This window comes from Pseudomonas sp. K2I15 (assembly GCF_002204795.1).
In the GTDB taxonomy this organism is placed as follows: domain Bacteria; phylum Pseudomonadota; class Gammaproteobacteria; order Pseudomonadales; family Pseudomonadaceae; genus Aquipseudomonas.
The window spans coordinates 25,788-46,822 of record NZ_NIXO01000051.1; the positions used below are offsets into that span (position 1 = coordinate 25,788).

At 60.8% G+C, this 21,035-nt stretch carries 23 protein-coding genes; 11 read left to right on the top strand and 12 right to left on the bottom strand.

Features of this window, described 5'->3' with window-relative positions; all coding sequences use genetic code 11:
• Positions 1 to 4: 4 nt before the first annotated feature.
• Positions 5 to 295, top strand: coding sequence for a DUF2782 domain-containing protein (locus CEC48_RS24315; RefSeq protein ID WP_017477978.1), 291 nt, complete (start codon positions 5 to 7; stop codon positions 293 to 295).
• 56 nt (positions 296 to 351) lie between these two features.
• On the top strand, positions 352 to 1,305 hold the full coding sequence (locus CEC48_RS24320) for a homoserine kinase (RefSeq protein ID WP_088426055.1): 954 nt from the start codon (positions 352 to 354) through the stop codon (positions 1,303 to 1,305).
• 128 nt (positions 1,306 to 1,433) lie between these two features.
• On the opposite strand, the gene CEC48_RS24325 is transcribed toward CEC48_RS24320, so the two are convergent.
• Positions 1,434 to 2,363, bottom strand: a complete 930-nt coding sequence (locus CEC48_RS24325) for a zinc ABC transporter substrate-binding protein (protein ID WP_088426056.1) — start codon at positions 2,361 to 2,363, stop codon at positions 1,434 to 1,436.
• 58 nt (positions 2,364 to 2,421) lie between these two features.
• Here CEC48_RS24325 and zur point away from each other — a divergent pair, with 58 nt between their 5' ends.
• Genes zur through CEC48_RS24345 form a run of 4 tightly spaced genes read left to right on the top strand, consistent with a single transcriptional unit; the run spans position 2,422 to position 5,227 of the window.
• Positions 2,422 to 2,904, top strand: a complete 483-nt coding sequence (gene zur / locus CEC48_RS24330; RefSeq protein WP_088426057.1) for a zinc uptake transcriptional repressor Zur — start codon at positions 2,422 to 2,424, stop codon at positions 2,902 to 2,904.
• A complete protein-coding gene (znuC, locus tag CEC48_RS24335; RefSeq protein ID WP_088426058.1) occupies positions 2,904 to 3,689 on the top strand; it encodes a zinc ABC transporter ATP-binding protein ZnuC in 786 nt (261 codons plus the stop codon). The genes zur and znuC overlap by 1 nt, the downstream gene beginning before the upstream one ends.
• The gene (gene znuB, locus CEC48_RS24340; RefSeq protein WP_010168631.1) at positions 3,682 to 4,470 is read left to right on the top strand and encodes a zinc ABC transporter permease subunit ZnuB; all 789 of its coding nucleotides are present in this window, start codon (positions 3,682 to 3,684) and stop codon (positions 4,468 to 4,470) included. The genes znuC and znuB overlap by 8 nt, the downstream gene beginning before the upstream one ends.
• 37 nt (positions 4,471 to 4,507) lie before the next feature.
• Positions 4,508 to 5,227, top strand: coding sequence for a PA5502 family lipoprotein (locus CEC48_RS24345; protein ID WP_088426059.1), 720 nt, complete (start codon positions 4,508 to 4,510; stop codon positions 5,225 to 5,227).
• A 112-nt stretch (positions 5,228 to 5,339) separates the two neighbouring features.
• On the opposite strand, the gene katE is transcribed toward CEC48_RS24345, so the two are convergent.
• Complete coding sequence (gene katE / locus CEC48_RS24350; protein ID WP_088426060.1) at positions 5,340 to 7,481, bottom strand: catalase HPII; 2,142 nt, start codon at positions 7,479 to 7,481, stop codon at positions 5,340 to 5,342.
• A 268-nt stretch (positions 7,482 to 7,749) separates the two neighbouring features.
• Here katE and CEC48_RS24355 point away from each other — a divergent pair, with 268 nt between their 5' ends.
• The 3 genes from CEC48_RS24355 to CEC48_RS24365 are packed head-to-tail and all read left to right on the top strand — an operon-like array spanning position 7,750 to position 10,253.
• Positions 7,750 to 8,757 (top strand): methionine ABC transporter ATP-binding protein, encoded by a 1,008-nt coding sequence (locus CEC48_RS24355; protein WP_088426061.1) that lies wholly within the window; start codon positions 7,750 to 7,752, stop codon positions 8,755 to 8,757.
• Positions 8,757 to 9,431, top strand: coding sequence for a methionine ABC transporter permease (locus CEC48_RS24360; protein WP_088426062.1), 675 nt, complete (start codon positions 8,757 to 8,759; stop codon positions 9,429 to 9,431). The genes CEC48_RS24355 and CEC48_RS24360 overlap by 1 nt, the downstream gene beginning before the upstream one ends.
• A 51-nt stretch (positions 9,432 to 9,482) precedes the next feature.
• Positions 9,483 to 10,253, top strand: coding sequence for a MetQ/NlpA family ABC transporter substrate-binding protein (locus CEC48_RS24365; protein ID WP_088426063.1), 771 nt, complete (start codon positions 9,483 to 9,485; stop codon positions 10,251 to 10,253).
• 125 nt (positions 10,254 to 10,378) lie between these two features.
• Here CEC48_RS24365 and CEC48_RS24370 read toward each other — a convergent pair whose 3' ends face one another.
• From CEC48_RS24370 to CEC48_RS24395, 6 genes are all read right to left on the bottom strand, one after another.
• Positions 10,379 to 10,837 carry a Bro-N domain-containing protein gene (locus CEC48_RS24370; RefSeq protein ID WP_088426064.1) on the bottom strand — a complete coding sequence of 153 codons (459 nt, stop codon included), beginning with the start codon at positions 10,835 to 10,837 and terminating at the stop codon, positions 10,379 to 10,381.
• A 490-nt stretch (positions 10,838 to 11,327) separates the two neighbouring features.
• Positions 11,328 to 11,963 carry an SCO family protein gene (locus CEC48_RS24375; protein WP_003214837.1) on the bottom strand — a complete coding sequence of 212 codons (636 nt, stop codon included), beginning with the start codon at positions 11,961 to 11,963 and terminating at the stop codon, positions 11,328 to 11,330.
• Positions 11,960 to 12,859 carry a heme o synthase gene (gene cyoE, locus CEC48_RS24380; protein ID WP_088426065.1) on the bottom strand — a complete coding sequence of 300 codons (900 nt, stop codon included), beginning with the start codon at positions 12,857 to 12,859 and terminating at the stop codon, positions 11,960 to 11,962. The genes CEC48_RS24375 and cyoE overlap by 4 nt, the downstream gene beginning before the upstream one ends.
• On the bottom strand, positions 12,847 to 13,926 hold the full coding sequence (locus CEC48_RS24385) for a heme A synthase (protein ID WP_088426066.1): 1,080 nt from the start codon (positions 13,924 to 13,926) through the stop codon (positions 12,847 to 12,849). The genes cyoE and CEC48_RS24385 overlap by 13 nt, the downstream gene beginning before the upstream one ends.
• Positions 13,927 to 13,936: 10 nt before the next feature.
• The gene (locus CEC48_RS24390) at positions 13,937 to 14,536 is read right to left on the bottom strand and encodes a hypothetical protein (protein ID WP_088426067.1); all 600 of its coding nucleotides are present in this window, start codon (positions 14,534 to 14,536) and stop codon (positions 13,937 to 13,939) included.
• Positions 14,502 to 15,242 (bottom strand): SURF1 family protein, encoded by a 741-nt coding sequence (locus CEC48_RS24395; RefSeq protein WP_088426073.1) that lies wholly within the window; start codon positions 15,240 to 15,242, stop codon positions 14,502 to 14,504. The genes CEC48_RS24390 and CEC48_RS24395 overlap by 35 nt, the downstream gene beginning before the upstream one ends.
• Positions 15,243 to 15,326: 84 nt before the next feature.
• Here CEC48_RS24395 and CEC48_RS24400 point away from each other — a divergent pair, with 84 nt between their 5' ends.
• Positions 15,327 to 15,530, top strand: coding sequence for a twin transmembrane helix small protein (locus CEC48_RS24400; RefSeq protein ID WP_088426068.1), 204 nt, complete (start codon positions 15,327 to 15,329; stop codon positions 15,528 to 15,530).
• A gap of 6 nt (positions 15,531 to 15,536) precedes the next feature.
• Here CEC48_RS24400 and CEC48_RS24405 read toward each other — a convergent pair whose 3' ends face one another.
• The 4 genes from CEC48_RS24405 to coxB all read right to left on the bottom strand — a co-directional run bounded on the left by CEC48_RS24405 (position 15,537) and on the right by coxB (position 19,934).
• Positions 15,537 to 16,424, bottom strand: coding sequence for a cytochrome c oxidase subunit 3 (locus tag CEC48_RS24405; RefSeq protein ID WP_076013312.1), 888 nt, complete (start codon positions 16,422 to 16,424; stop codon positions 15,537 to 15,539).
• Between the two features lie 35 nt (positions 16,425 to 16,459).
• Entirely contained in the window at positions 16,460 to 17,011 is a 552-nt protein-coding gene (locus CEC48_RS24410; RefSeq protein ID WP_088426069.1) for a cytochrome c oxidase assembly protein, read from the bottom strand.
• Positions 17,012 to 17,158: 147 nt separating this feature from the next.
• On the bottom strand, positions 17,159 to 18,748 hold the full coding sequence (ctaD, locus tag CEC48_RS24415) for a cytochrome c oxidase subunit I (protein WP_088426070.1): 1,590 nt from the start codon (positions 18,746 to 18,748) through the stop codon (positions 17,159 to 17,161).
• A gap of 58 nt (positions 18,749 to 18,806) precedes the next feature.
• The gene (gene coxB, locus CEC48_RS24420) at positions 18,807 to 19,934 is read right to left on the bottom strand and encodes a cytochrome c oxidase subunit II (RefSeq protein WP_088426071.1); all 1,128 of its coding nucleotides are present in this window, start codon (positions 19,932 to 19,934) and stop codon (positions 18,807 to 18,809) included.
• Positions 19,935 to 20,302: 368 nt separating this feature from the next.
• Between coxB and CEC48_RS24425 the strand changes: the two genes are divergently transcribed.
• Positions 20,303 to 20,950, top strand: coding sequence for a hypothetical protein (locus CEC48_RS24425; protein WP_088426072.1), 648 nt, complete (start codon positions 20,303 to 20,305; stop codon positions 20,948 to 20,950).
• The last annotated feature ends 85 nt before the right edge of the window (positions 20,951 to 21,035 follow it).

The following is a 21,035-nucleotide window of genomic DNA, read 5'->3' on the forward strand; positions in this document are numbered from 1 at the left end:
TATCATGCGCACAGTGAATCGCTTGTTGTTGACCGGCTTGATTGCATTCCTTCCGCTGGCCGCCATGGCAGCCGACGGGGCTCCTTCGGCAGATCCGGAAGTCACCATTCGCACGGAAGGCGACAAGACCATTCAGGAATACCGCCAAAATGGTTTCCTGTACGCGATCAAGGTGACTCAGAAAGGCTTTCCGCCGTATTTCCTGGTGCGCGCGGACGGAACTGATGCGAACTTCATCCGCTCTGACCAGCCGGATATGCTGATCCCGTCATGGAAGATCTTCGAATGGAAATGATTTCTTAACTTTAATCGGCGCTGCCCACGGCAGCGCCCGTAACGGCAGTTTTAACCATGTCTGTGTTCACCCCCCTGGCTCGGCCCGAGCTGGAAACCTTTCTTGCCCCTTATGGGCTCGGCCGCCTGCTTGATTTCCAGGGGATTGCCGCTGGTAGTGAAAACACCAATTTCTTCATCAGCCTGGAACAGGGCGAATTCGTCCTGACCCTGGTCGAACGCGGCCCCGTGCAGGAAATGCCGTTCTTCATCGAACTGCTGGACGTACTCCACGACGCTGACCTGCCGGTGCCTTACGCCCTGCGCACCACCGACGGCGTGGCCTTGCGCGAGCTGGCCGGCAAACCGGCGCTGCTGCAACCGCGCCTGGCAGGCAAGCACATCAAGGACGCCAATGCACAGCATTGCGTGCAAGTGGGCGAATTGCTCGGCCACCTGCACCTCGCCACCCAAGGCGAGAAGGTGTTGGAACGTAAAACCGATCGCGGGCTGGACTGGATGCTCAGCGAAGGCGCGCAGTTGATCTCGCACCTCGACGTGGAACAACAGCGCCTGCTGCAAGCCGCGCTGGATGAGATCAAGGCGCACAAGGCGCAGATCCTCGCGCTGCCCCGGGCGAATATCCACGCCGACTTGTTTCGCGACAATGCGATGTTCGAAGGCACGCACCTGACCGGGCTGATCGACTTCTATAACGCCTGCTCCGGGCCGATGCTGTACGACGTGGCGATCGCGCTGAATGACTGGTGCTCGGACGCCGACGGCGTGATCGACGGCCAGCGCGCGCGGGCATTGTTGGGGGCTTATGCGGGCTTGCGGCCATTTACCGCCAGGGAAGCGGAGCTGTGGCCGACCATGTTGCGCGTGGCGTGCGTGCGGTTCTGGCTGTCACGCCTGATTGCCGCGGAATCGTTTGCCGGGCAGGACGTGCTGATTCACGACCCGCGGGAGTTTCAAGTGCGCCTGGCGCAGCGCCAGCAGGTCAAGACTCCGCTGCCGTTTGCACTGTAAAGGTCGTACGCGGTCAAACATGTGGGAGCGGGCTTGCTCGCGAATGTGGAGTTTCAGTCACCCGATGCGCTGACTGATCCACCGCATTCGCGAGCAAGCCCGCTCCCACATTGGTGATGCGGCGTCTGTCAGAGCGACTCCAGGCACCCAGCCAAGTCATTCCCCAGCTTCTCCAGCACCTGCTCATAACCCTGAGCCGTAGCCGGCGTATAGCCGCCCAACGCATCCAGCTCCGCCAGCTTCACCGGCAAACCGGCCACCAGCGTTTCCGCCAGACGCGGACGCAACGGCGGCTCGCTGAACACACAGGTCTTGCCCACTTCCTGCAAACGCGTGCGCATCGCCGCCACATGCTGGGCGCCCGGCTGCACTTCTGCGGCAACGCTGAACACACCGATGTGCTTGAGACCGTAGGCGTCTTCGAAGTAATCGAATGCTTCGTGGAACACGAAATACGGCTTGCCAGCGACGTCAGCCATACGTGCCTTCAAGCGTGCATCCAGCGCATCCATACGGCCATCAAACGCTTTCACGTTGCTCTGATACCGCTCGGCATTCGCCGGGTCGGCAGCGCTGAGGTCCGCTGCCATGCGGTTGGCGATCACCCGGGCGTTGACCGTCGACAACCACAAATGCGCGTCCAGGCTGCCCGGGCGATGATCGTGATCATGTTCGTCGGCATCTTCGGCATGGGAGTGACTATCTTCGGTGAACCTGCGCAGTTTCATCCCCGGAAGGTCCTGCACTGCCACCGTCGGCAAGCTGCGGCCCTTCAAAACACGCGGCAGAAAGCTTTCCATGTCCGGGCCAATCCAATACAGCAGGTCCACCGACTGCACACGCCGTACGTCGGAAGGACGCAGCGCATAGTTATGCGGTGAAGCGCCCGGCGGCAGCAACACCTCGGGAATCGCCACGCCGTCCTGCACGGCGGCGGCAATCAGCTGTAACGGTTTGATGCTGGTCAGCACCCGAACCTCCGCCTGAGCGGCACCGGCAAGCAGCAAACTGGTGACAAATACGACAAAAACGGGAAAAAGTCTGGACACGATGACCACTCAAGGAGGCAGGAACAGGTAACATAATAACGTCTCTCACAAATATCTGTCGCCGCTCATGCCTAAAACACCGCTTGCCAGCCGTCCCCATGACCACTCTCACTGCGTGCACACCGCGCTGTCAGAAGCTGACGCATTGTGTGCGCGTCAAGGCCTGCGCCTGACCGCCCTGCGTCGCCGGGTGCTGGAGCTGGTGTGGCAAAGCCATAAGCCGCTGGGCGCGTACGACATCCTCGGCGTGCTCAGCGAGCAAGATGGCCGCCGCGCCGCGCCGCCCACGGTTTACCGCGCGCTGGACTTCCTGCTGGACAACGGCCTGGTGCACCGCATCTCATCGCTCAACGCCTTTGTCGGCTGCAACCACCCGGAACACGCGCACCAGGGCCAGTTCCTGATTTGCCGCGAGTGCCACGCCGCCATCGAGCTTGAGCAAAAAAGCATCAGCGACAGCATCATCAAGAGCGCCGGCGACGTCGGCTTCAGGGTCGAAGGGCAAACCGTCGAAGTGGTCGGTGTGTGCTCGGGCTGCCAGGGGGCTTGATGAGCACTGCGTTAATCCGCCTGGAGCAAGTCGGGGTCACGTTCGCCGGGCAAAACGTGCTGGACAACATCGACCTGAGCGTGGAGCCCGGGCAGATCGTCACGCTGATCGGCCCCAACGGCGCCGGCAAGACCACCCTGGTGCGCGCCGTACTCGGCCTGCTCAAGCCCGACACAGGCAGCGTGTGGCGCAAGCCCAAGCTGCGGGTGGGCTACATGCCGCAAAAGCTGCATGTAGACCCGACCTTGCCGCTGTCGGTGCTGCGCTTCCTGCGCCTGGTGCCCGGTGTCGACCGCGCCCGTGCACAGTCCGCCCTAAAGGAAGTCGGCGCCGAACAGGTGATCGACAGCCCGGTGCAAAGCATCTCCGGCGGCGAAATGCAGCGCGTGCTGCTGGCCCGCGCCTTGTTGCGCGAGCCGGAACTGCTGGTGCTGGATGAGCCCGTGCAAGGCGTCGACGTGGCAGGCCAGGCCGAGCTGTACAGCCTGATCACCCGCCTGCGCGACCGCCACGGCTGCGGCGTGCTGATGGTTTCCCACGACCTGCACCTGGTGATGAGCACCACCGACCAGGTGGTGTGCCTCAATCGCCACGTGTGCTGCTCCGGCCACCCGGAACAGGTCAGCGGCGACCCAGCCTTTGTCGAGCTGTTCGGCAAGAACGCCCAAAGCCTGGCGATCTACCACCATCACCACGACCATGCCCATGACCTGCATGGCGCGGTAGTCGACGACCCCGTAACACCTCACACCCACGTTCATGGAGATAGCTGCAAGCATGGCTGATTTTCTGCTCTACGCCCTGCTGGCAGGCTTGGCTTTGGCGCTGGTGGCGGGCCCACTGGGTTCGTTCGTGGTCTGGCGGCGCATGGCCTATTTTGGCGACACCTTGTCCCACGCCGCGCTGCTGGGCGTGGCCATGGGCTTTCTGCTGGATGTGAGCCCGACCATCGCGGTGACCGTGGGCTGCCTGCTGCTGGCGGTGCTACTGGTGACCCTGCAACAGCGCCAGCCGCTGGCCTCGGATACGTTGCTGGGCATCCTGGCGCCGAGCACCTTATCCCTGGGCTTGGTAGTGCTGAGCTTCATGCACGAAGTGCGCATCGACTTGATGGCCTATCTGTTCGGCGACCTGCTGGCGATCAGCCCCACCGACCTGGCCTGGATCCTCGGCGGCAGCGCGGCGGTGCTGGTGTTACTGGTAACCCTGTGGCGTCCGCTGCTGGCGATCACCGTGCACGAAGAACTGGCCACCGTCGAAGGCTTGCCCGTAGCGGCACTGCGCATGACCCTGATGTTGCTGATCGCCGTGGTGATTGCTGTCGCGATGAAGATTGTCGGCGTATTGTTGATCACATCGCTGCTGATCATCCCCGCAGCGGCGGCCCAGCGCCACGCCCGCTCGCCGGAGCAAATGGCGGTCGGCGCCAGCCTTTTGGGGATGCTCGCGGTGTGTGGTGGCCTGGCGCTGTCTTGGTTCAAGGACACCCCGGCCGGGCCGTCGATTGTGGTCACGGCGGCCGCCCTGTTTCTGCTGAGTTTTGTCCTGCCCCGTCGTGGGGTGTAGACTTGCTCGCTTTTTGCGCAATTAGAGAGTCGCAGGAATGAAGCTGTTCAACGCCCGTTATCTGCTCCTTGCCGCATTTTCCTTGCTGCTGGGCGCCTGCCAAAGCACCCCGCCCGTCGCCCCCGCGGCCCCGGACGCGCGCGCTGCGGCCATCGCACAGCTGGAGCAAAACCTCGCCAGCAGTGAACTGGCTACCGCCGAAGACGAGTTGGCCGCGTTGCAGGCCCAATCGCCCAACGACCCGGCGCTGGAGCCTTATCAGCGCCAACTGGCCGAAGCCTACTTGCAGCGCAGCCAGATCGTGCTGCAAAAAGGTGACGTCAACGCTGCCGCCACGGCCCTGAGCCGCGCACGGGCACTGATGCCCAAAGCGCCGGCGCTGACCGGTGGCGTCAACAGCGCGATCGCCCACGCCCGCAAAGTAGAGCTGGATAAGGCCGAGGCCGCGCTGAAAGCCGCCGAAGCCAAGCCACCGGCCAAAGTCATCGACCCCGCCGCTGAAAGCACCACGGTTGCGCTGAACCTCACCGATATCGAGGCGCTGCGCCATCAACTGGATGAGATCGCCACCGACGTGGTGAATTACCAGTGTGATGTGAGCATCCAGGCGCCGCGCACAGAGGATTACCCATGGCTGGCCACGTTACTGACCAAACGGGTGAAACGCATCGATTCGGGGTATGACCTGAAGATTCACCGGCAGATTCTGAAGAATGTTCCGGCGCAGATTGTGCTGATTCCGCGTAAGACTGAATAACGCCATTCGCGAGCAAGCCCGCTCCCACATTCGACCGCATTCCAAAGGTGGAACTCGGTTAAATGTGGGAGCGGGCTTGCTCGCGAAAGCGGTCTAACAAACAACCAATAACTTAAGCCGGAACCGCTTTAGCCTTAGGCTCCCGATCCCAGACCCGATGCTGGGCAATCGCCGCAAAGAACGCCTTCAAAGCCTTGGCATCCCCGCCGACAATCAACCCCGCATCCGCCTCAAGCTTGAGCACATCCAGCAACTGCTTCGCCTCACCGGCCAGCGCAATCGCCTTCAGGTGTTTGTACGCCTCCAGCAGGTAATGCAACGCCACGCCATCACCACTCAACGCCTGCACCGACTTGGCGCCGCCCGGCACAAACACCGCATCGAACGCCACCGACGGCAAGCCTTCCATGGACGCATCCACTGGCAGGCTCTTGCCATCCGCCGTCGTCACCGGCGCCGACGTCGGCCCCAACAGCTTCGCGTGAGCACCCGCAGCTTCCAGCGCCTTCTTCAAGGCCGCAATCGCTGCACCATCAACGCCGTTCGCCGCCAGAATCGCGACCTTGCGGGTCTTGATATCACCCGACAGCAAGTTGGCCTGGCTCAACGCGGGCGAACGCTCCGGAGACGTCTTGCGCTCCGGCACTGTGCCTTTCTTCGGCGCTGGCAAGCCCAGGTTCTGCGCCACGCGCTTGGCCAGTTCCAAGTCGATGTTGGCGAGGATCTCATTCACCTGACGCGCCCGGATAAACTCGCGCTCCACCTTGCCCAGCTCAAAGCTGTAGGCCGCAATGATGTGCTCCTGCTCGTGCTTGCTCATGCTGCGGAAAAACAACCGCGCTTGGGAGAAGTGATCGCTGAACGACTCGCTGCGCTCACGAATCTTGTGGGCGTCGATGCGCTCTGGGTACGTCTCAAACCCGCCGTCTTCGGCAGCCGGCGGGGTTTCTTTCGGCCAGCCGCCATCAATCGAGTTCGGCTCGTAGGCCGCGCGGCCCTTGTCGATGGTGGTGCGGTGCATGGCATCGCGCTGGCCGTTATGGAACGGCGCAACCGGACGGTTGATTGGCAGCTCGTGAAAGTTCGGCCCACCGAGTCGGCTGATCTGCGTGTCGGTGTAGGAAAACAACCGACCTTGCAGCAGCGGGTCATTGGAGAAGTCGATGCCCGGCACGATATGCCCAGGGCAGAACGCCACTTGCTCAGTCTCGGCAAAGTAGTTGTCCGGGTTGCGGTTGAGCACCATCTTGCCCAGCGGCGTAATCGGCACCAGCTCTTCGGGGATCAGCTTGGTCGGGTCGAGGATGTCGAAGTCGAACGTGTGCTCGTCTTCTTCAGCGATGATCTGCACGCCCAATTCCCATTCCGGGTAATCGCCTCCTTCAATCGACTCCCAAAGGTCACGACGGTGGAAGTCGGTGTCTTTGCCCGCAAGCTTCTGCGCCTCGTCCCACACCAGCGAACAGGTGCCGACTGTAGGCCGCCAGTGGAATTTGACGAAGTTGGATTTGCCCTCGGCATTCACCAGGCGAAAGGTGTGCACGCCAAAGCCCTGCATGGTCCGCAGGCTTTTCGGAATCGCGCGGTCAGACATGGCCCAGATCACCATGTGCGCCGACTCCGGCTGCAGCGAGACAAAATCCCAGAACGTATCGTGAGCCGAGCCGCCTGTAGGAATCTCGTTATGCGGCTCGGGTTTTACCGCATGCACGAAGTCAGGAAACTTGATCGCATCCTGAATGAAAAATACCGGCATGTTGTTGCCCACCAGGTCGAAGTTGCCTTCGTCGGTGAAGAACTTCACGGCAAAGCCACGCACATCGCGCACGGTATCGCCCGAGCCGCGAGGGCCCTGCACCGTGGAGAAACGCACAAACACCGGGGTTTTATGCGCGGGGTTACGCAGGAACCCGGCCTTGGTCAGCGCCGAATGGTTTTCATAGGTCTGGAAATAACCATGGGCACCAGTACCCCGGGCATGGACGATGCGTTCCGGGATGCGCTCATGGTCAAAGTGCGTGATTTTTTCACGCATGATGAAATCTTCCAGCAGCGAAGGGCCACGGGAGCCGACCTTCAAGCTGTTCTGGTTATCGGAAACCTTCACGCCCTGATTGGTACGCAGCGCCTGGCCGGTCGCGTCGGAGCGAAATGTTTCCAGGCTTTGCAGCTTGGCGTTGGTATTGCCACGGTCCAGGGTGTCGGTACCCGCAAGTTCGCTCTTGGGCGGGGTGACTGGCTTTTTAGTGCTCATCAGACAAAAACTCCTCGTTTGCGTAGGCCAGAGCGATCCCCGGCTCTTCTTGAGCAAAACCCCAGGCACGGCACCTGGGAATTTCGAGTTGCCTAAGTAGTGACTGACACCGTTTTGTACCGTTCCTTTTTTATGACCTTTGATCGCGTTATTGCCAAATCGCTGGTTGCATGAGAAATAAATGCTAAGAAACGCTATACGGACAGGCTAAAATGCGCGCCCGGCTAACCGCTGATCCCTTTTTAATGCGCCCCACAAGGTTCGCTACGTGATCGAGTTTCATAACGTCCATAAAACCTACCGGGTCGCCGGTAAGGATATCCCCGCGCTGCATCCCACCAACCTGCGCGTCGAAAATGGCCAGGTGTTTGGTCTGATCGGCCACTCCGGTGCGGGAAAAAGTACTTTGCTGCGTCTGATCAATCGCCTGGAAGAGCCCAGCGGCGGCCAGATCAAGGTGGATGACGAAGAAGTCACTGCCCTGGATGCCAAAGGTCTGCGGCGTTTCCGACAACAGGTCGGGATGATCTTCCAGCACTTCAACCTGCTGGCATCCAAGACTGTTGCTGACAACGTGGCGCTGCCGCTGACGCTTGCTGGCGAACTGTCCCGCAAGGAAATCGACCTGCGCGTCGCCGAACTGCTGGCCCGGGTCGGCCTGTCCGACCACGCCAAGAAGTACCCGGCGCAGCTGTCGGGCGGCCAGAAGCAGCGCGTCGGCATTGCCCGCGCCCTGGCCACCAAGCCAAAAATCCTGCTGTGCGACGAAGCCACCAGCGCCCTTGACCCACAGACCACGGCCTCGGTGTTGCAACTGCTGGCCGAGATCAACCGTGAGCTGAAGCTGACCATCGTGCTGATCACCCATGAAATGGACGTGATCCGCCGGGTCTGCGACCACGTGGCCGTGATGGACGCCGGCGTGATCGTCGAGCAAGGCACCGTCGCCGACGTGTTCCTGCACCCCAAGCACCCGACCACCAAGCGTTTCGTGCAAGAGTCCGAGCAGGTTGACGAAGGCGAGCAGCGTGATGACTTCGCCCACGTACCGGGCCGCATCGTGCGCCTGACGTTCCAGGGCGAAGCGACCTACGCGCCATTGCTGGGTACCGTCGCTCGTGAAACGGGCGTGGACTACAGCATCCTGGCCGGTCGCATCGACCACATCAAAGACACTCCCTATGGGCAACTGACCCTGGCCATCACCGGCGGTGACATGGAAGCGGCCTTTGCCCGCTTCACCGAGGCCGACGTCCACATGGAGGTCCTGCGTTAATGGACAATTTACTGCATTTCTTCGACAAGATTGATTGGGCGGACATCTGGGTTGCCACGGGCGACACCATGCTCATGCTCAGCACCTCGCTGCTCTTCACCATCGTGGTGGGCCTGCCGCTGGGCATCCTGCTGTTCCTGTGCAGCCCGCGGCAATTGCTGGAGCAGAAAACCACCTACTCCGTACTGTCCTTCGTGATTAACGCGATACGCTCACTGCCCTTTATCATCCTGCTGATTGTGATGATTCCTACCACCATCTTCATCACGGGCACCTCCCTGGGTGTGGCCGGCGCCATTCCACCGTTGGTGGTGGGGGCTTCAACGTTCTTCGCCCGCCTGGTAGAAACGGCCCTGCGCGAAGTGGACCGGGGCATCATCGAGGCAACCCAGGCCATGGGCGCCACTACCCGGCAGATCATCCTGAATGCACTGCTGCCCGAGGCACGCCCCGGCATCATCGCGGCAATCACCGTCACGGCTATCGCCCTGGTGGGCTATACCGCCATGGCCGGCGTAGTGGGCGCCGGCGGGCTGGGCGACCTGGCCATCCGCTATGGTTATCAACGCTTTCAGAACGACGTCATGGTGGTCACCGTGGTGATGCTGATCGTGCTGGTTCAAATTCTGCAAACCATCGGCGATAAGCTGGTGACGCACTTTTCCCGAAAATAACGGCTATTGCCGGCGCGAAGCCGGCCAATACCCGAACAAGGAGCTTGTTGAATGAAAAAACTACTGGTTGCTTTCGCCGCCGTGGCCGCGTTTTCCGCACACGCCGAAACCCTGACCGTGGCCGCATCGCCGGTGCCGCATGCTGAAATCCTGGAGCAGGTCAAACCTATCCTGGCCAAAGAAGGCGTAGACCTGCAGATCAAAGTCTTCAGCGACTACGTTCAGCCAAACGTACAGGTTGCCGAAAAACGCCTGGACGCCAACTTCTTCCAGCACCAGCCGTACCTGGACGAATTCAACAAAGCCAAGGGTACTCACCTGGTGAGCGTTGGCGCTGTGCACCTGGAGCCTCTGGGCGCCTACTCCAGCAAATACAAAACCCTGGCCGAGTTGCCTGATGGCGCCAATGTAGTGATCCCGAACGACGCCACCAACGGCGGCCGTGCGCTGTTGCTGCTGGCCAACAACAAGCTGATCACCCTGAAGGACCCGACCAACATCCTGTCGACCATCAAGGACATCACCGGGAACCCGAAAAACCTGAAATTCCGCGAACTGGAAGCCGCCACCCTGCCGCGCGTGCTGACCCAGGTTGACCTGGCGCTGATCAACACCAACTACGCGCTGGAAGCCAAGCTGGATCCGTCCAAGGATGCCCTGGCCATCGAAGGCAAAGACTCGCCTTACGTGAACATCCTGGTGACCCGCGAAGACAACAAGGATTCGGACGCCGTGAAGAAGCTGGTTGCAGCCCTGCACACACCCGAAGTGAAAGCGTTCATTCTTGAGAAGTACAAAGGCGCAATTCTGCCGGCGTTCTGATCCAAAAGCCTGATGCAAAACCTGTGGCGAGGGAGCTTGCTCCCGTTGGACTGCGCAGCAGTCCCATTTTTGGGGGGTGCTTCGCGCCCCAGCGGGAGCAAGCTCCCTCGCCACAGATTCAGTGCTTAGCCCGGCAACACCTTGGGCATATCCCGCAGCCGGATCCACGGCTCATTGCGCCACCGCAGCACACTCAAACTCACCGTCGACCAGGCCAACCAACTCAGGGCCGGGCTTTCGCTTGCCTGCTGTTTGCCGCGCAGGGCCGGCACCACTTCGTGAGTCAGCCATTGGCGCAGGGCGCGGTTTTCGGGGCAGTAGTGATAGATCAACATCGCGTACACACCTGACTCGCTGAGCATCAACGTCGGCACAGCGTGACCGTGGGTGATCGCAGTTAATGTTTGCTGTTGGTCAGGATCGAGTTTGCGCAGCAAGGCTTCGTTGAGATGCAGGCCCATCAGATGGCCAATGTCGCGGGCGCTGAACCAGGCTTGGGCATCGATGAGGATGGCGTGCAGTTGCTGGTGATGGCGGGTGAAGACTTCGGGGGTGCAGGGTGGGTCTGGGGTAAGCATTGTCATGGCTTGGCTCCTAACGTATTGAGGGGCCGCCAAGCACTACTTCCACGTAATGGGTGGCGGCTGTACGCAGGTGTGGAAGACCGGGACGTTAGGCACCCGGCGCGCTCGAAAGCGCCCCGCGCACAACCACCATAAAACACAGACGATAAAAAGCGCCTGACTCTAGGTGGCGCTTTGTGCGCCTAACGATATAAGGGCTTCCACACCCTGTCACTGAATTTGCAGCGACAGGGCACAGACTAGTCAGTCGACGCATGCCAAACAAGTTCGCGCCGACCGCTACACGTTGCGGGAAATATCCGACGACATAGCTTCAATGCCGTCCACATAACCAATGTGTGGGCTTGCTGTGGTGAGCGGGCTTGCCCCGCGTTGGGCTGCGAAGCAGCCCCATCAATCTGTGGTGAACCCGACGGGGGACAAGCCCCCTCACCACAGCAAGCCCGCTCCCACATTTGATTTTGTGTAGCTCAGGGAATTGTCGCCAGGCTTATTTACGCTGCAACAACCCCGGAAACTGCGCCACCAGCTTCTGGTTGTTCAACGGCGCGCGGATAAACCCGCGTTGCGTCCCATCCGGCCCAATCAGCGCCAGGTTGCCGCTATGGTCGACGGTGTAGTTGGGCTTGCTGGTGTCCGCCGGAATAAACGGAATACTCACCGCATTCGAAACCTTCTGCACATCGTCCACATTCGCGCCGGTCAGGCCTTCGAACTGGGGATCGAAGTAGCCCAGGTACTGTTTGAGCTGCGCCGGCGTATCGCGATTCGGGTCAACGCTGACCAAGATCACCTGCAACTTATCCACAACGTCTTTAGGCAGCTCGCTCTTGATCTGGCGCAGTTGCGCGAGGGTGGTCGGGCAGATGTCCGGGCAGAAGGTGTAGCCGAAGAACAACACGCTCCACTTGCCTTTCAGCTCATTGACCACCACCGGCTGGCCGTCCTGGTTGGTCATGGTCACCGGCGGCAGCTGGCGGCTTTGCGGCAACAGGATGATGCCTGCATCGATCAGGGCAGTGGGGTCGCCCTGGCCTTTGCCACTCAGTACTTTGTTGACGGTCAGGCCCATGATCAACGCGACAATGGCCACCAGAATGAAGACAGTTTTTTGAGTTCGAGTCATAGGTTCAACAATAGGTAATGGTCTACGAGCAGGGCGATAAACAGCGCGAACAGGTACCAGATAGAGTACTTGAAGGTGTTGATCGCCGCGTGCGGTCGACTGCCACGGTACAGCACCCAGGCCCATTGCAGAAAGCGCCCGCCCAGAACCAGCGCACACAGCAGGTACAGCATGCCGCTCATGTGGATGACATATGGCATCAGGCTGACCGCCAGCAGGGCAAAGGTGTAGAGCAGGATATGCACCTTGGTGTAGTGCTCGCCGTGGGTCACCGGCAGCATCGGGATATCGGCCTTGGCGTATTCCTCTTTGCGGTGAATCGCCAGCGCCCAAAAGTGCGGCGGCGTCCAGGCGAAGATGATCAGCACCAGCAGCAAGGGCTCGGCGCTGACGTGGCCGGTGACCGCCACCCAACCCAACAACGGCGGCGCAGCGCCGGCGAGGCCACCGATGACGATGTTCTGCGGTGTGGCACGCTTGAGGAAGCCGGTGTAGATCACCGCGTAGCCCAACAGCGAGGCCAGAGTCAGCCAAGCCGCCAGCGGATTGGTAAACGTCAGCAACAGCGCCAGCCCGGCCACCGCCAGCACCATCGCGAAAGTCAGCGCAGCCACGGGCGATACGCGCCCTTGCGCCAGCGGACGTTTATGGGTGCGCGCCATCAGCGCATCGATGCGCCGGTCCACCACATGGTTGACCGCCGCCGCGCCACCGGCACACAGGGCGATCCCAAGGTTGCCGAAAATCAGCACCGGCCACGGCACCCCCGCGCGCGTGGCAAGGAACATGCCCACCAGCGAGGTGATGAGCATCAGCACCACCACTTTTGGCTTGGTCAGCTCCAGGTAGTCACGCCAGATCGCCTGGCTATGACGCTCGCCGATCAAGGTCGCCATGGCATCTCTCCTTTTATTGTTATAAGGCCCGACACGTGTTTACGCGGGCTGAAGCGCCAGCCAAACGGCAACTGATGCCGCACCCGGACCAGGCTGGTACGGGCGTGGTAATTGACCAGCACCAGCGTCAGCAGCAACGCTGCGCCGCCGGCGTTATGAGCGACCGCCACCGGCAGCGGCAGGTGGAAATACACGTTGCTCAAGCCCAGGCAGATTTGCGCCGCCAGGGCGATCAGCAACAGGCCAGCCAGGCGGGTCATGCCGACCACCTTGAGCTGCCAGGCCAGGCCAAGCAGCACGACGGTGACCAGCAGCGCGCCAATCCGGTGGGTGAGATGAATTGCCGTACGCGCATCACTGTCCAGTTGGCCGCCGAGGTAATTGGGGCCGATATGCTGGGTCAGGTGGAAGCCATTGGCGAAGTCCGCCGCCGGCCACCACTGGCCGTGACAGGTCGGCAGGTCGATACAGGCCACCGCCGCGTAGTTGGAGCTGACCCATCCACCCAGCGCAATCTGGCCGATCACCAGCACCAGCCCGGCCGTGGCCCAATACTGCAAACGCCTGGGCACGATCAGCGCCGGCAACACGCCGGACAGCCGCAGCGTCAGCAAGAACAGCAGGCTCAACGTCGCGAACCCGCCCAATAAATGCCCGGTGACCACCTGCGGCCAGAGCTTGAGCGTCACCGTCCACATGCCAAACGCCGCCTGGGCAAACACCACCGCCAACAGGAACAACGGCAGTTTCAACGGCTGCCCCGGATGATGACGATGGGTCCAGGCGCGGGCCGCCAGCAATACGATCAACAGCCCGAGGGTGCCGGCGAAGTAACGGTGAGTCATCTCGTTCCAGCCCTTGTCCGCCTCTACCGGCGCGTCCGGGTAATGCAGTTCGGCATGGGCCAACTGGGCTTCGCTTTTCGGCACGCTGATAAAGCCATAGCAACCCGGCCAATCCGGGCAACCGAGGCCCGCGTGGGTCAGCCGGGTGTAAGCCCCCAGCAGCACCACGATCAGGGCCAGCAGGGTGGCAAACAGCGCGAGGCGAAATCCAGGTTTGGCCATGACGGTGTCCTTATCCGATGTTCGACAATTTCAGCAGCAGGCGCAGGTCGTTGAGCAGGTCCTTGCCCTTGACCCGGGCGTCGTAGCGCAACACCAGGTTGCCGTGGGGGTCGACGATCCACAGTTGGGCATCGCCGCTGCCTTGGGCAGCGGCGTCTTTGTTGAAGGTCGAGAGGTCCAGGGAGTAGCGCTGAAGTTGCGGGTATTCGGCCTTGAGCTTGACGTCATAGGCGGCGCTCACCGGCTGTGCACTGGCCAGGGCGTGGCTGGCGCGGGAGGCATCGCGGCCCAGGCCGATTTGCAGCTGGCGAGCCAGGTAAACCAGTTGCTGGCAGTCGGCAGCGCAGGCAGTGGGCGCGGTGACCAGCAGTTGCCAGCGGTCTTCGTCGGCCTGCACGCCAATGTCGGCGCGGGTCTGACCATTGCCGATCATCTCGCCGTGGTAGCTACGGCTGTCCGGCACCCAGAACTGCAGCTTGTACATGAAGGTGGCGAGCACCATCGGGCCGATCACCATCAGCAGGATCAGGATCAATTGCCAGCGGCCCTTGCGCCGGTTAGGCGCTGCCGACGCGTCAGACATGTTGAGTGGATTCATGGCCGCTCCCATGGCGCTTCTCCTTTGTGTTGTGCCATCCGAGGTAGAGGTAAAGACCGAACAGCGCCACCGCCATGGCGAACCACTGCACGGCATAGCCCAGGTGTTTTTCCGGGCCCATGGCGACCACAGGCCAATTGGTTTCGTAGGTTGCGGGGCCCGCTTCGGCCCGCACCTCATAGGCGAATCCGCTACGGCCCAGTTCTGTCCACAGCGCTTGGGGATGCAATGCGGTCAGCAATCGCGGCCACTTTGCGCCCGCCGGATCGGCATGCAGTTGGAAGGTCTCGCCGGGGGCGACATAGACCCAGGCGTCGACATTCAGCGGTTGTTCGGGGGTATTGAAAACAGGCGGCGTGCGCCGGTCCGGCCAGGGCAGCCAGCCGCGATTGAGCAGCAGCCACTGGCCGCTGGCCTGATCGTGAAAGGGTTGCAGTAGCTCCACACCGACCTTGCCGTCGCGAAAGCGGTTATCCAGCAATACGCTGTGCTCGGCATCAAACTGCCCGCGCAAGTGCACGCGGCGGAACGCCGGATCTTCGGTGGCCTGCAATTGCGTACTGCTCATGGGCTCGGCGGCGCGGCGCTCGGCGTAGGTTTCCAGCAGCGCCTGTTTTTCGTGGCCCCGGGACAGCTGCCAGAAGCCTAAAAACACCATCAATGGCAGCAACACGAGCACCACCAGCGTCGGCGCAATACCGGGGCGAAAGGGTTTCATGGCATTGCCGCAGAGGTCGGTGCTGCGCTGGCTATACTGAATCTCATTGCTCGCCCCCTCCAAAAAAGAGCCCCGGAGCCCACCATGCTCAAAGCAGCCATTGCCCTGATGCTGATTGCTACCGTCGTGAGCCTGTTCAGTGGCTTGTTCTTTCTGGTCAAGGACGAGGGCAACTCCAACCGCCTCGTCACTGCCTTGACCGTGCGTGTAGTGCTGGCCGTGCTCACCCTGGGGTTGATCACCTGGGGGTTCTTCAGCGGCCAGCTGGTGTCTCATGCGCCTTGGTGAAACACCTCAAAGCACGTAAACGAAGAAAAACAGCCCGATCCACACCACGTCCACAAAGTGCCAATACCAACTGGCCGCTTCGAAGCCGAACTGGTGTTCGTCATTAAAATGACCCTTCAGGATGCGCATCAGCATCACAAACAAAATGATCGTGCCGATGGTCACGTGGGCGCCGTGAAAGCCGGTGAGCATGAAAAAGGTCGCGCCGTACACACCGGAACCCAGTGTCAGGCCCAGCTCTTTATAGGCGTGGATATATTCCTCAGCCTGGAACCCGAGAAATGCCCAACCCAGCAACACAGTGATTGCCAGCCAGATCTTCAGTGCGCCGCGATGGCCTTTGCGCAAGGCATGGTGGGCGATGGTGATGGTCACGCTGGAGCTGACCAGCAAGATCGTATTGATCAGCGGCAAGCCCCACGGGCTGATGGTGCCCTTGGGTGCCGGGAACAGTTTGGGGTCAGGATTGTTCAGCAGCGGCCAGGCAAATTCGAAGTTCGGCCACAGCATGTGGGCAACGCCTTTTGAGCCTTCACCCGCCAGCCACGGCGCCGACATATGCCGCACATAAAACAGCGCGCCGAAAAACGCGATGAAGAACATCACCTCGGAAAAGATGAACCAGGTCATGCCCCAGCGAAAGGAGCGGTCCATCTGCGAACTGTACAAACCGGCGCGGCTTTCCTTGATCACCGCGCCGAACCAACCAAACATCATGTAGGCCAGCAGCAGGCCGCCGACGAAAAAGATCAGCGGGCCGTGGGATTCCGGGCGTGCGGCCTTCAGATCGTTGAACCAGGTAGCCAGTCCGAACACCGTAATCAGCATGCCCAACGTGGCAATTATTGGCCATTTGCTTTGCGCTGGTACGTAGTACGTATCATGAGTCGACATGTATTCGTTCTCCTAATCGAGCCCGCAAGCAACGCCTAGCCGCCGGTATGGACAGCCACGGGCGGTTGGCGCGCGGTGATATCGAACAGCGTGTACGCCAGGGTCAAATGCTTCACATCCTTGGGCATGTCACGGTCGACAATGAAGCGCACCGGCATCTCTATGCGCTGACCTGGCTGTAGCACTTGCTGGGTGAAGCAAAAACACTCGGTCTTGTGGAAGTACATCGCCGCTTCAGCGGGCGAAATGCTCGGCACCGCCTGGGCGGTCATTGGCTTGTCGGTGGGGTTGTAGGCCACGAACAGCATCTCGGTAACCGCGCCGGGATTGACCACCACCTCATCAGCCTTGGAGTGGAACTCCCAGACCATGTCGATGGCATTGGTGGACAGGAACTGCACCCGCACCTGGCGCGTCGGGTCCACTACCTGCTCGCCTTCGTACTGCCCGGCGGTCTTGCCGTTGATGCCGAACGCCCTGCACATCACGTCGTAGATCGGCACCAGGGCAAAACCGAAGGCAAACATCGCCACTACCAGGATCAGCAGCCGCGGGACCAGGCGCTTGATAGGCACGGACTCAAGCATGGCGGCCACCCTGCATGAATGCGGTCAATGTGGCAGCGGGCTTACTCGCGAAAGCGGTTTCATAGCCGAAGATAATGTTGCCTGACACACCGTATTCGCGAGCAAGCCCGCTCCCACACTGACCGCGTTCACACCGCAATAACCGGTTCATTTGACCTCCGGCGGCGTAGTGAAGGTGTGGTACGGCGCGGGCGAAGGGATGCTCCACTCCAGCCCTTCGGCGCCATCCCACGGCTTGGCGGGCGCAGGCGGGCCGCCTCGGATGCACTTGATGACGATGAACAGGAAGAAGATCTGCGTCGCGCCAAAGGTGAACGCACCAATGGAGGAGACCATGTTGAAGTCGGCGAACTGCAGGTTGTAGTCCGGTACCCGACGCGGCATGCCGGCAAGCCCTACGAAGTGCATCGGGAAGAACGCCATGTTCATCCCCACGAACGACAGCCAGAAATGCAGCTTGCCCAGGGTTTCGTCGTACATGTGGCCGGTCCATTTCGGCAGCCAGTAGTAGGCCGAGGCGAAGATCCCGAAGATCGCACCGGGCACCAGTACGTAATGGAAGTGCGCCACCACAAAGTAGGTGTCGTGGTACTGGAAGTCCGCCGGCGCGATGGCCAGCATCAGCCCGGAGAAGCCGCCGATGGTGAACAAAATCACGAACGCCACGGCGAACAGCATCGGCGTCTCGAAGGTCAACGAGCCCTGCCACATGGTGCTGACCCAGTTGAACACCTTCACACCCGTCGGCACGGCAATCAGCAGCGTGGCGTACATGAAGAACAGCTCGCCCACCAGCGGGATGCCCACCACGAACATGTGGTGCGCCCACACGATGAACGACAGGAACGCGATGCTCGCCGTGGCGTACACCATCGAGGTATAGCCAAACAGCGGCTTGCGCGAGAAGGTCGGGATGATCGAACTGACGGCACCGAAGGCCGGCAGAATCATGATGTACACCTCGGGGTGCCCGAAGAACCAGAACACATGCTGGAACAACACCGGGTCACCGCCACCGGCAGCGCTGAAGAAGCTGGTGCCGAAGTGGATGTCCATCAGCATCATCGTCACGCAGCCGGCCAGTACCGGCATCACCGCGATCAGCAGGAACGCGGTGATCAGCCAGGTCCAGACGAACAGCGGCATTTTCATCAAGGTCATGCCAGGGGCACGCAGGTTGAGGATGGTGGCGATCACGTTGATCGCGCCCATGATCGAACTGATGCCCATCAGGTGGATGGCGAAGATGAAGAACGTCACGCTTTCCGGCGCGTAGGTGGTGGAGAGCGGGGCGTAGAAGGTCCAGCCGAAGTTCGGCCCGCCGCCGGGCATAAACAGCGTGGAGACCAGCATCAGGAACGCCGCCGGCAACAGCCAGAAGCTGAAGTTGTTCATGCGCGGCAGGGCCATGTCGGGCGCGCCGATCATCAACGGGATCATCCAGTTGGCCAGGCCGACAAACGCCGGCATTACCGCACCGAACACCATCACCAGGCCATGCATGGTGGTCATCTGGTTGAAGAACGCCGGCTCCACGATCTGCAAGCCGGGCTGGAACAGCTCAGCGCGAATCACCATGGCGAACGAGCCGCCGAGCAGGAACATCGCGAAGCTGAACCACAGGTACATGGTCCCGATGTCTTTGTGGTTGGTGGTCAGCACCCAGCGCATCAGGCCCTTGGCGGGGCCGTGAGCGTGGTCACCGGCATGACCGTGGTCATCGATCACAGCGCTCATGGCCTTTCTCCTGCGAACGAGTGGGCGGGACGGTTCAGGGAATACGCAATGAAGGAGGTCATTTGCTTTGCGCCTGTTTCAGAGCCAGCACGTCTTTTGGAGTGACCATGTCGCCTTTGTTGTTGCCCCAGGCGTTACGTTCGTAGGTCACGACCGCCGCGATATCGACTTCCGACAGTTGTTTGCCGAACGCCGCCATGGCGGTGCCGGGCTTGCCGAAGTACACGCGGTGCAGGTGGTCTTCCTTGGGTCCGGTGGCAATCGGCGAGCCTTTGAGCGCCGGGAACATCGGCGGCAAGCCCTGGCCTTCGGCCTGGTGACAGGCCACGCAGGTGGTGTGGTAAATCTTGTCGCCACGCGCCACCAGCTCATCCAGGGTCCATTCCTTGGAGGTCAGCTCCTTGAGCTTGGCGGCTTCGGCCTTACGCTCACCGAGCCAGGTGTCGTAGTCGGCCTTGGACTTGACCTCCACCACGATCGGCATGAAGCCGTGGTCCTTGCCGCACAGCTCGGCGCATTGGCCACGGTAGATGCCGGGCTTCTCGACCCGGGTCCAGGCCTCGTTGACGAAGCCGGGAATCGCATCACGCTTCACCGCAAAGGCCGGTACCCACCAGGAGTGGATCACGTCGGCGGCGGTCACCAGGAAACGCACCTTGGCGCCCACCGGCAGCACCAGCGGCTGGTCGACTTCCAACAGGTAATGCTCGCCTTTGACGGCCTGGTTATGGATCTGCTCGGCGGGCGTGGCCAGGTTGCTGAAGAACTCGACGTCCTGGCCCAGGTATTTGTAATGCCACTTCCACTGGTAGCCGGTGACCTGGATATCGATATCCGACTCAGTGCTGTCGTAGATGTTGATCAGCGTCTTGGTGGCCGGAATAGCCATTGCCACCAGGATCAGCAAGGGCACCACGGTCCAGAGAATCTCCACCGTCGTGCTCTCGTGAAATTTGGCCGCCACCTGGCCCGTCGAGCGCCGGTGCACGATCATCGACCAGAACATCGCGCCAAACACGACGATGCCAATCGCCACACAAATCCAGAAAATGGTCATGTGCAGGTCAAACACGGCGTGACTGACTTCAGTAGCCCCTGGCGCCATATTCGTTGTCCAGGCGGCTTGCGCCTGGCCGAATACTGACCACAACAGTAGGCCCATCCAAACATGTGGATGTCGCGTCATTGCGGGTTCCCCTTATCGTTCTTGTTATCCCGCCGGTTTGCACCTGCGGCCAAGGGAGCGGCTTCCATACTGCTTACAACCGCTAAGCCTTGCCTGCTCATGCAGTCGGGCGTCATCAGCTAATTGCTTACAAAACCGAGTATAGACACCGACCGCCACCCCGCAATGTGATCGGGCAAATGAACGAAAATGGACGAACCGACCACACAACAGGACAAGTGGAGCAACTTATCCGACGAACGATGGCGATTTGATATAACGACAGTGCATAACCATGAAATAATTATGACAAATGCGTCTTAGGCGCTCGTATAAACGAGCTACCTTATGCTCTCCCTATTTCCTACGCCTGCATCACTGGAGCTTTCATGAACACCGCCGCATTGCGCGAGCAGATTTCCCGTGCCCATCAACACGAATCCAGCACTGGCCAGCTTGCTCAGCAGCTGGAAGTCCAGTTACCGCACCTGCACCCGGCGATTTCCCTGCCGGATGTCGACGCCAAGGGCGTGATGACGCGTTTTGTCAGCGCCTACATCAACCAGGTCCCGGATTTACTGGATGCGGCCAACGATGTCGCCCGTGAAGCCGGTATTGAAAGCCAGATCAAGCCGGTGCTGAAAATCGCCGAGCATTTCTTCCTGCAACCGCCCGCAATCCTGGCCGGGCATGAAGGCCTGGACGGCTTGCTGGACGAGGCTTACCTGGCGCATCGCCTGGTGGAAGAGGTCAACGATCTGTATATCAAGCACTTCGGCCAGCCGTTGATTCCGCTGGATACCACCGTGGCGAACGTGATTGCTCACCAGTTGATCGGCGAGGCATTTGCCAATCAGTTGGATGAAGCCGTGCACCACGCGGTGGATGAGATGCTCAACGAAGAGAGCTTTGCCCTGGAGTCCGTCGAGGCGTACCGCGACAAGCTCAAGAGCCCGGACACGGAAGCTGCGTGGAAGCGCTGGCCGTGCCTGTCGCGGCAGTTGGGAGTGGGGCTTGAGCTGGATCAGCCGGCGTAAATCTCCTGACTGACATAGATCCAATGTGGGAGCGGGCTTGCTCGCGAAGGCGGAGTGTCATTCACTGAATATGTGTCTGATACAC

Excerpts from the sequence above, each read along its gene's own strand:
- CEC48_RS24400 (WP_088426068.1), top strand. The coding sequence starts at position 15,327 with ATGCTCAAAGCAGCCATTGCCCTGATGCTGATTGCTACCGTCGTGAGC.
- cyoE (WP_088426065.1), bottom strand. The coding sequence starts at position 12,859 with ATGGCGACCTTGATCGGCGAGCGTCATAGCCAGGCGATCTGGCGTGAC.
- CEC48_RS24375 (WP_003214837.1), bottom strand. The coding sequence starts at position 11,963 with ATGACTCGAACTCAAAAAACTGTCTTCATTCTGGTGGCCATTGTCGCG.
- zur (WP_088426057.1), top strand. The coding sequence starts at position 2,422 with ATGCCTAAAACACCGCTTGCCAGCCGTCCCCATGACCACTCTCACTGC.
- katE (WP_088426060.1), bottom strand. The coding sequence starts at position 7,481 with ATGAGCACTAAAAAGCCAGTCACCCCGCCCAAGAGCGAACTTGCGGGT.
- CEC48_RS24315 (WP_017477978.1), top strand. The coding sequence starts at position 5 with ATGCGCACAGTGAATCGCTTGTTGTTGACCGGCTTGATTGCATTCCTT.
- CEC48_RS24360 (WP_088426062.1), top strand. The coding sequence starts at position 8,757 with ATGGACAATTTACTGCATTTCTTCGACAAGATTGATTGGGCGGACATC.
- CEC48_RS24425 (WP_088426072.1), top strand. The coding sequence starts at position 20,303 with ATGAACACCGCCGCATTGCGCGAGCAGATTTCCCGTGCCCATCAACAC.
- znuB (WP_010168631.1), top strand. The coding sequence starts at position 3,682 with ATGGCTGATTTTCTGCTCTACGCCCTGCTGGCAGGCTTGGCTTTGGCG.
- znuC (WP_088426058.1), top strand. The coding sequence starts at position 2,904 with ATGAGCACTGCGTTAATCCGCCTGGAGCAAGTCGGGGTCACGTTCGCC.
- CEC48_RS24405 (WP_076013312.1), bottom strand. The coding sequence starts at position 16,424 with ATGTCGACTCATGATACGTACTACGTACCAGCGCAAAGCAAATGGCCA.
- coxB (WP_088426071.1), bottom strand. The coding sequence starts at position 19,934 with ATGACGCGACATCCACATGTTTGGATGGGCCTACTGTTGTGGTCAGTA.
- CEC48_RS24370 (WP_088426064.1), bottom strand. The coding sequence starts at position 10,837 with ATGACAATGCTTACCCCAGACCCACCCTGCACCCCCGAAGTCTTCACC.
- CEC48_RS24320 (WP_088426055.1), top strand. The coding sequence starts at position 352 with ATGTCTGTGTTCACCCCCCTGGCTCGGCCCGAGCTGGAAACCTTTCTT.
- CEC48_RS24345 (WP_088426059.1), top strand. The coding sequence starts at position 4,508 with ATGAAGCTGTTCAACGCCCGTTATCTGCTCCTTGCCGCATTTTCCTTG.
- CEC48_RS24395 (WP_088426073.1), bottom strand. The coding sequence starts at position 15,242 with ATGAAACCCTTTCGCCCCGGTATTGCGCCGACGCTGGTGGTGCTCGTG.
- CEC48_RS24410 (WP_088426069.1), bottom strand. The coding sequence starts at position 17,011 with ATGCTTGAGTCCGTGCCTATCAAGCGCCTGGTCCCGCGGCTGCTGATC.
- ctaD (WP_088426070.1), bottom strand. The coding sequence starts at position 18,748 with ATGAGCGCTGTGATCGATGACCACGGTCATGCCGGTGACCACGCTCAC.
- CEC48_RS24390 (WP_088426067.1), bottom strand. The coding sequence starts at position 14,536 with ATGGGAGCGGCCATGAATCCACTCAACATGTCTGACGCGTCGGCAGCG.
- CEC48_RS24365 (WP_088426063.1), top strand. The coding sequence starts at position 9,483 with ATGAAAAAACTACTGGTTGCTTTCGCCGCCGTGGCCGCGTTTTCCGCA.
- CEC48_RS24385 (WP_088426066.1), bottom strand. The coding sequence starts at position 13,926 with ATGGCCAAACCTGGATTTCGCCTCGCGCTGTTTGCCACCCTGCTGGCC.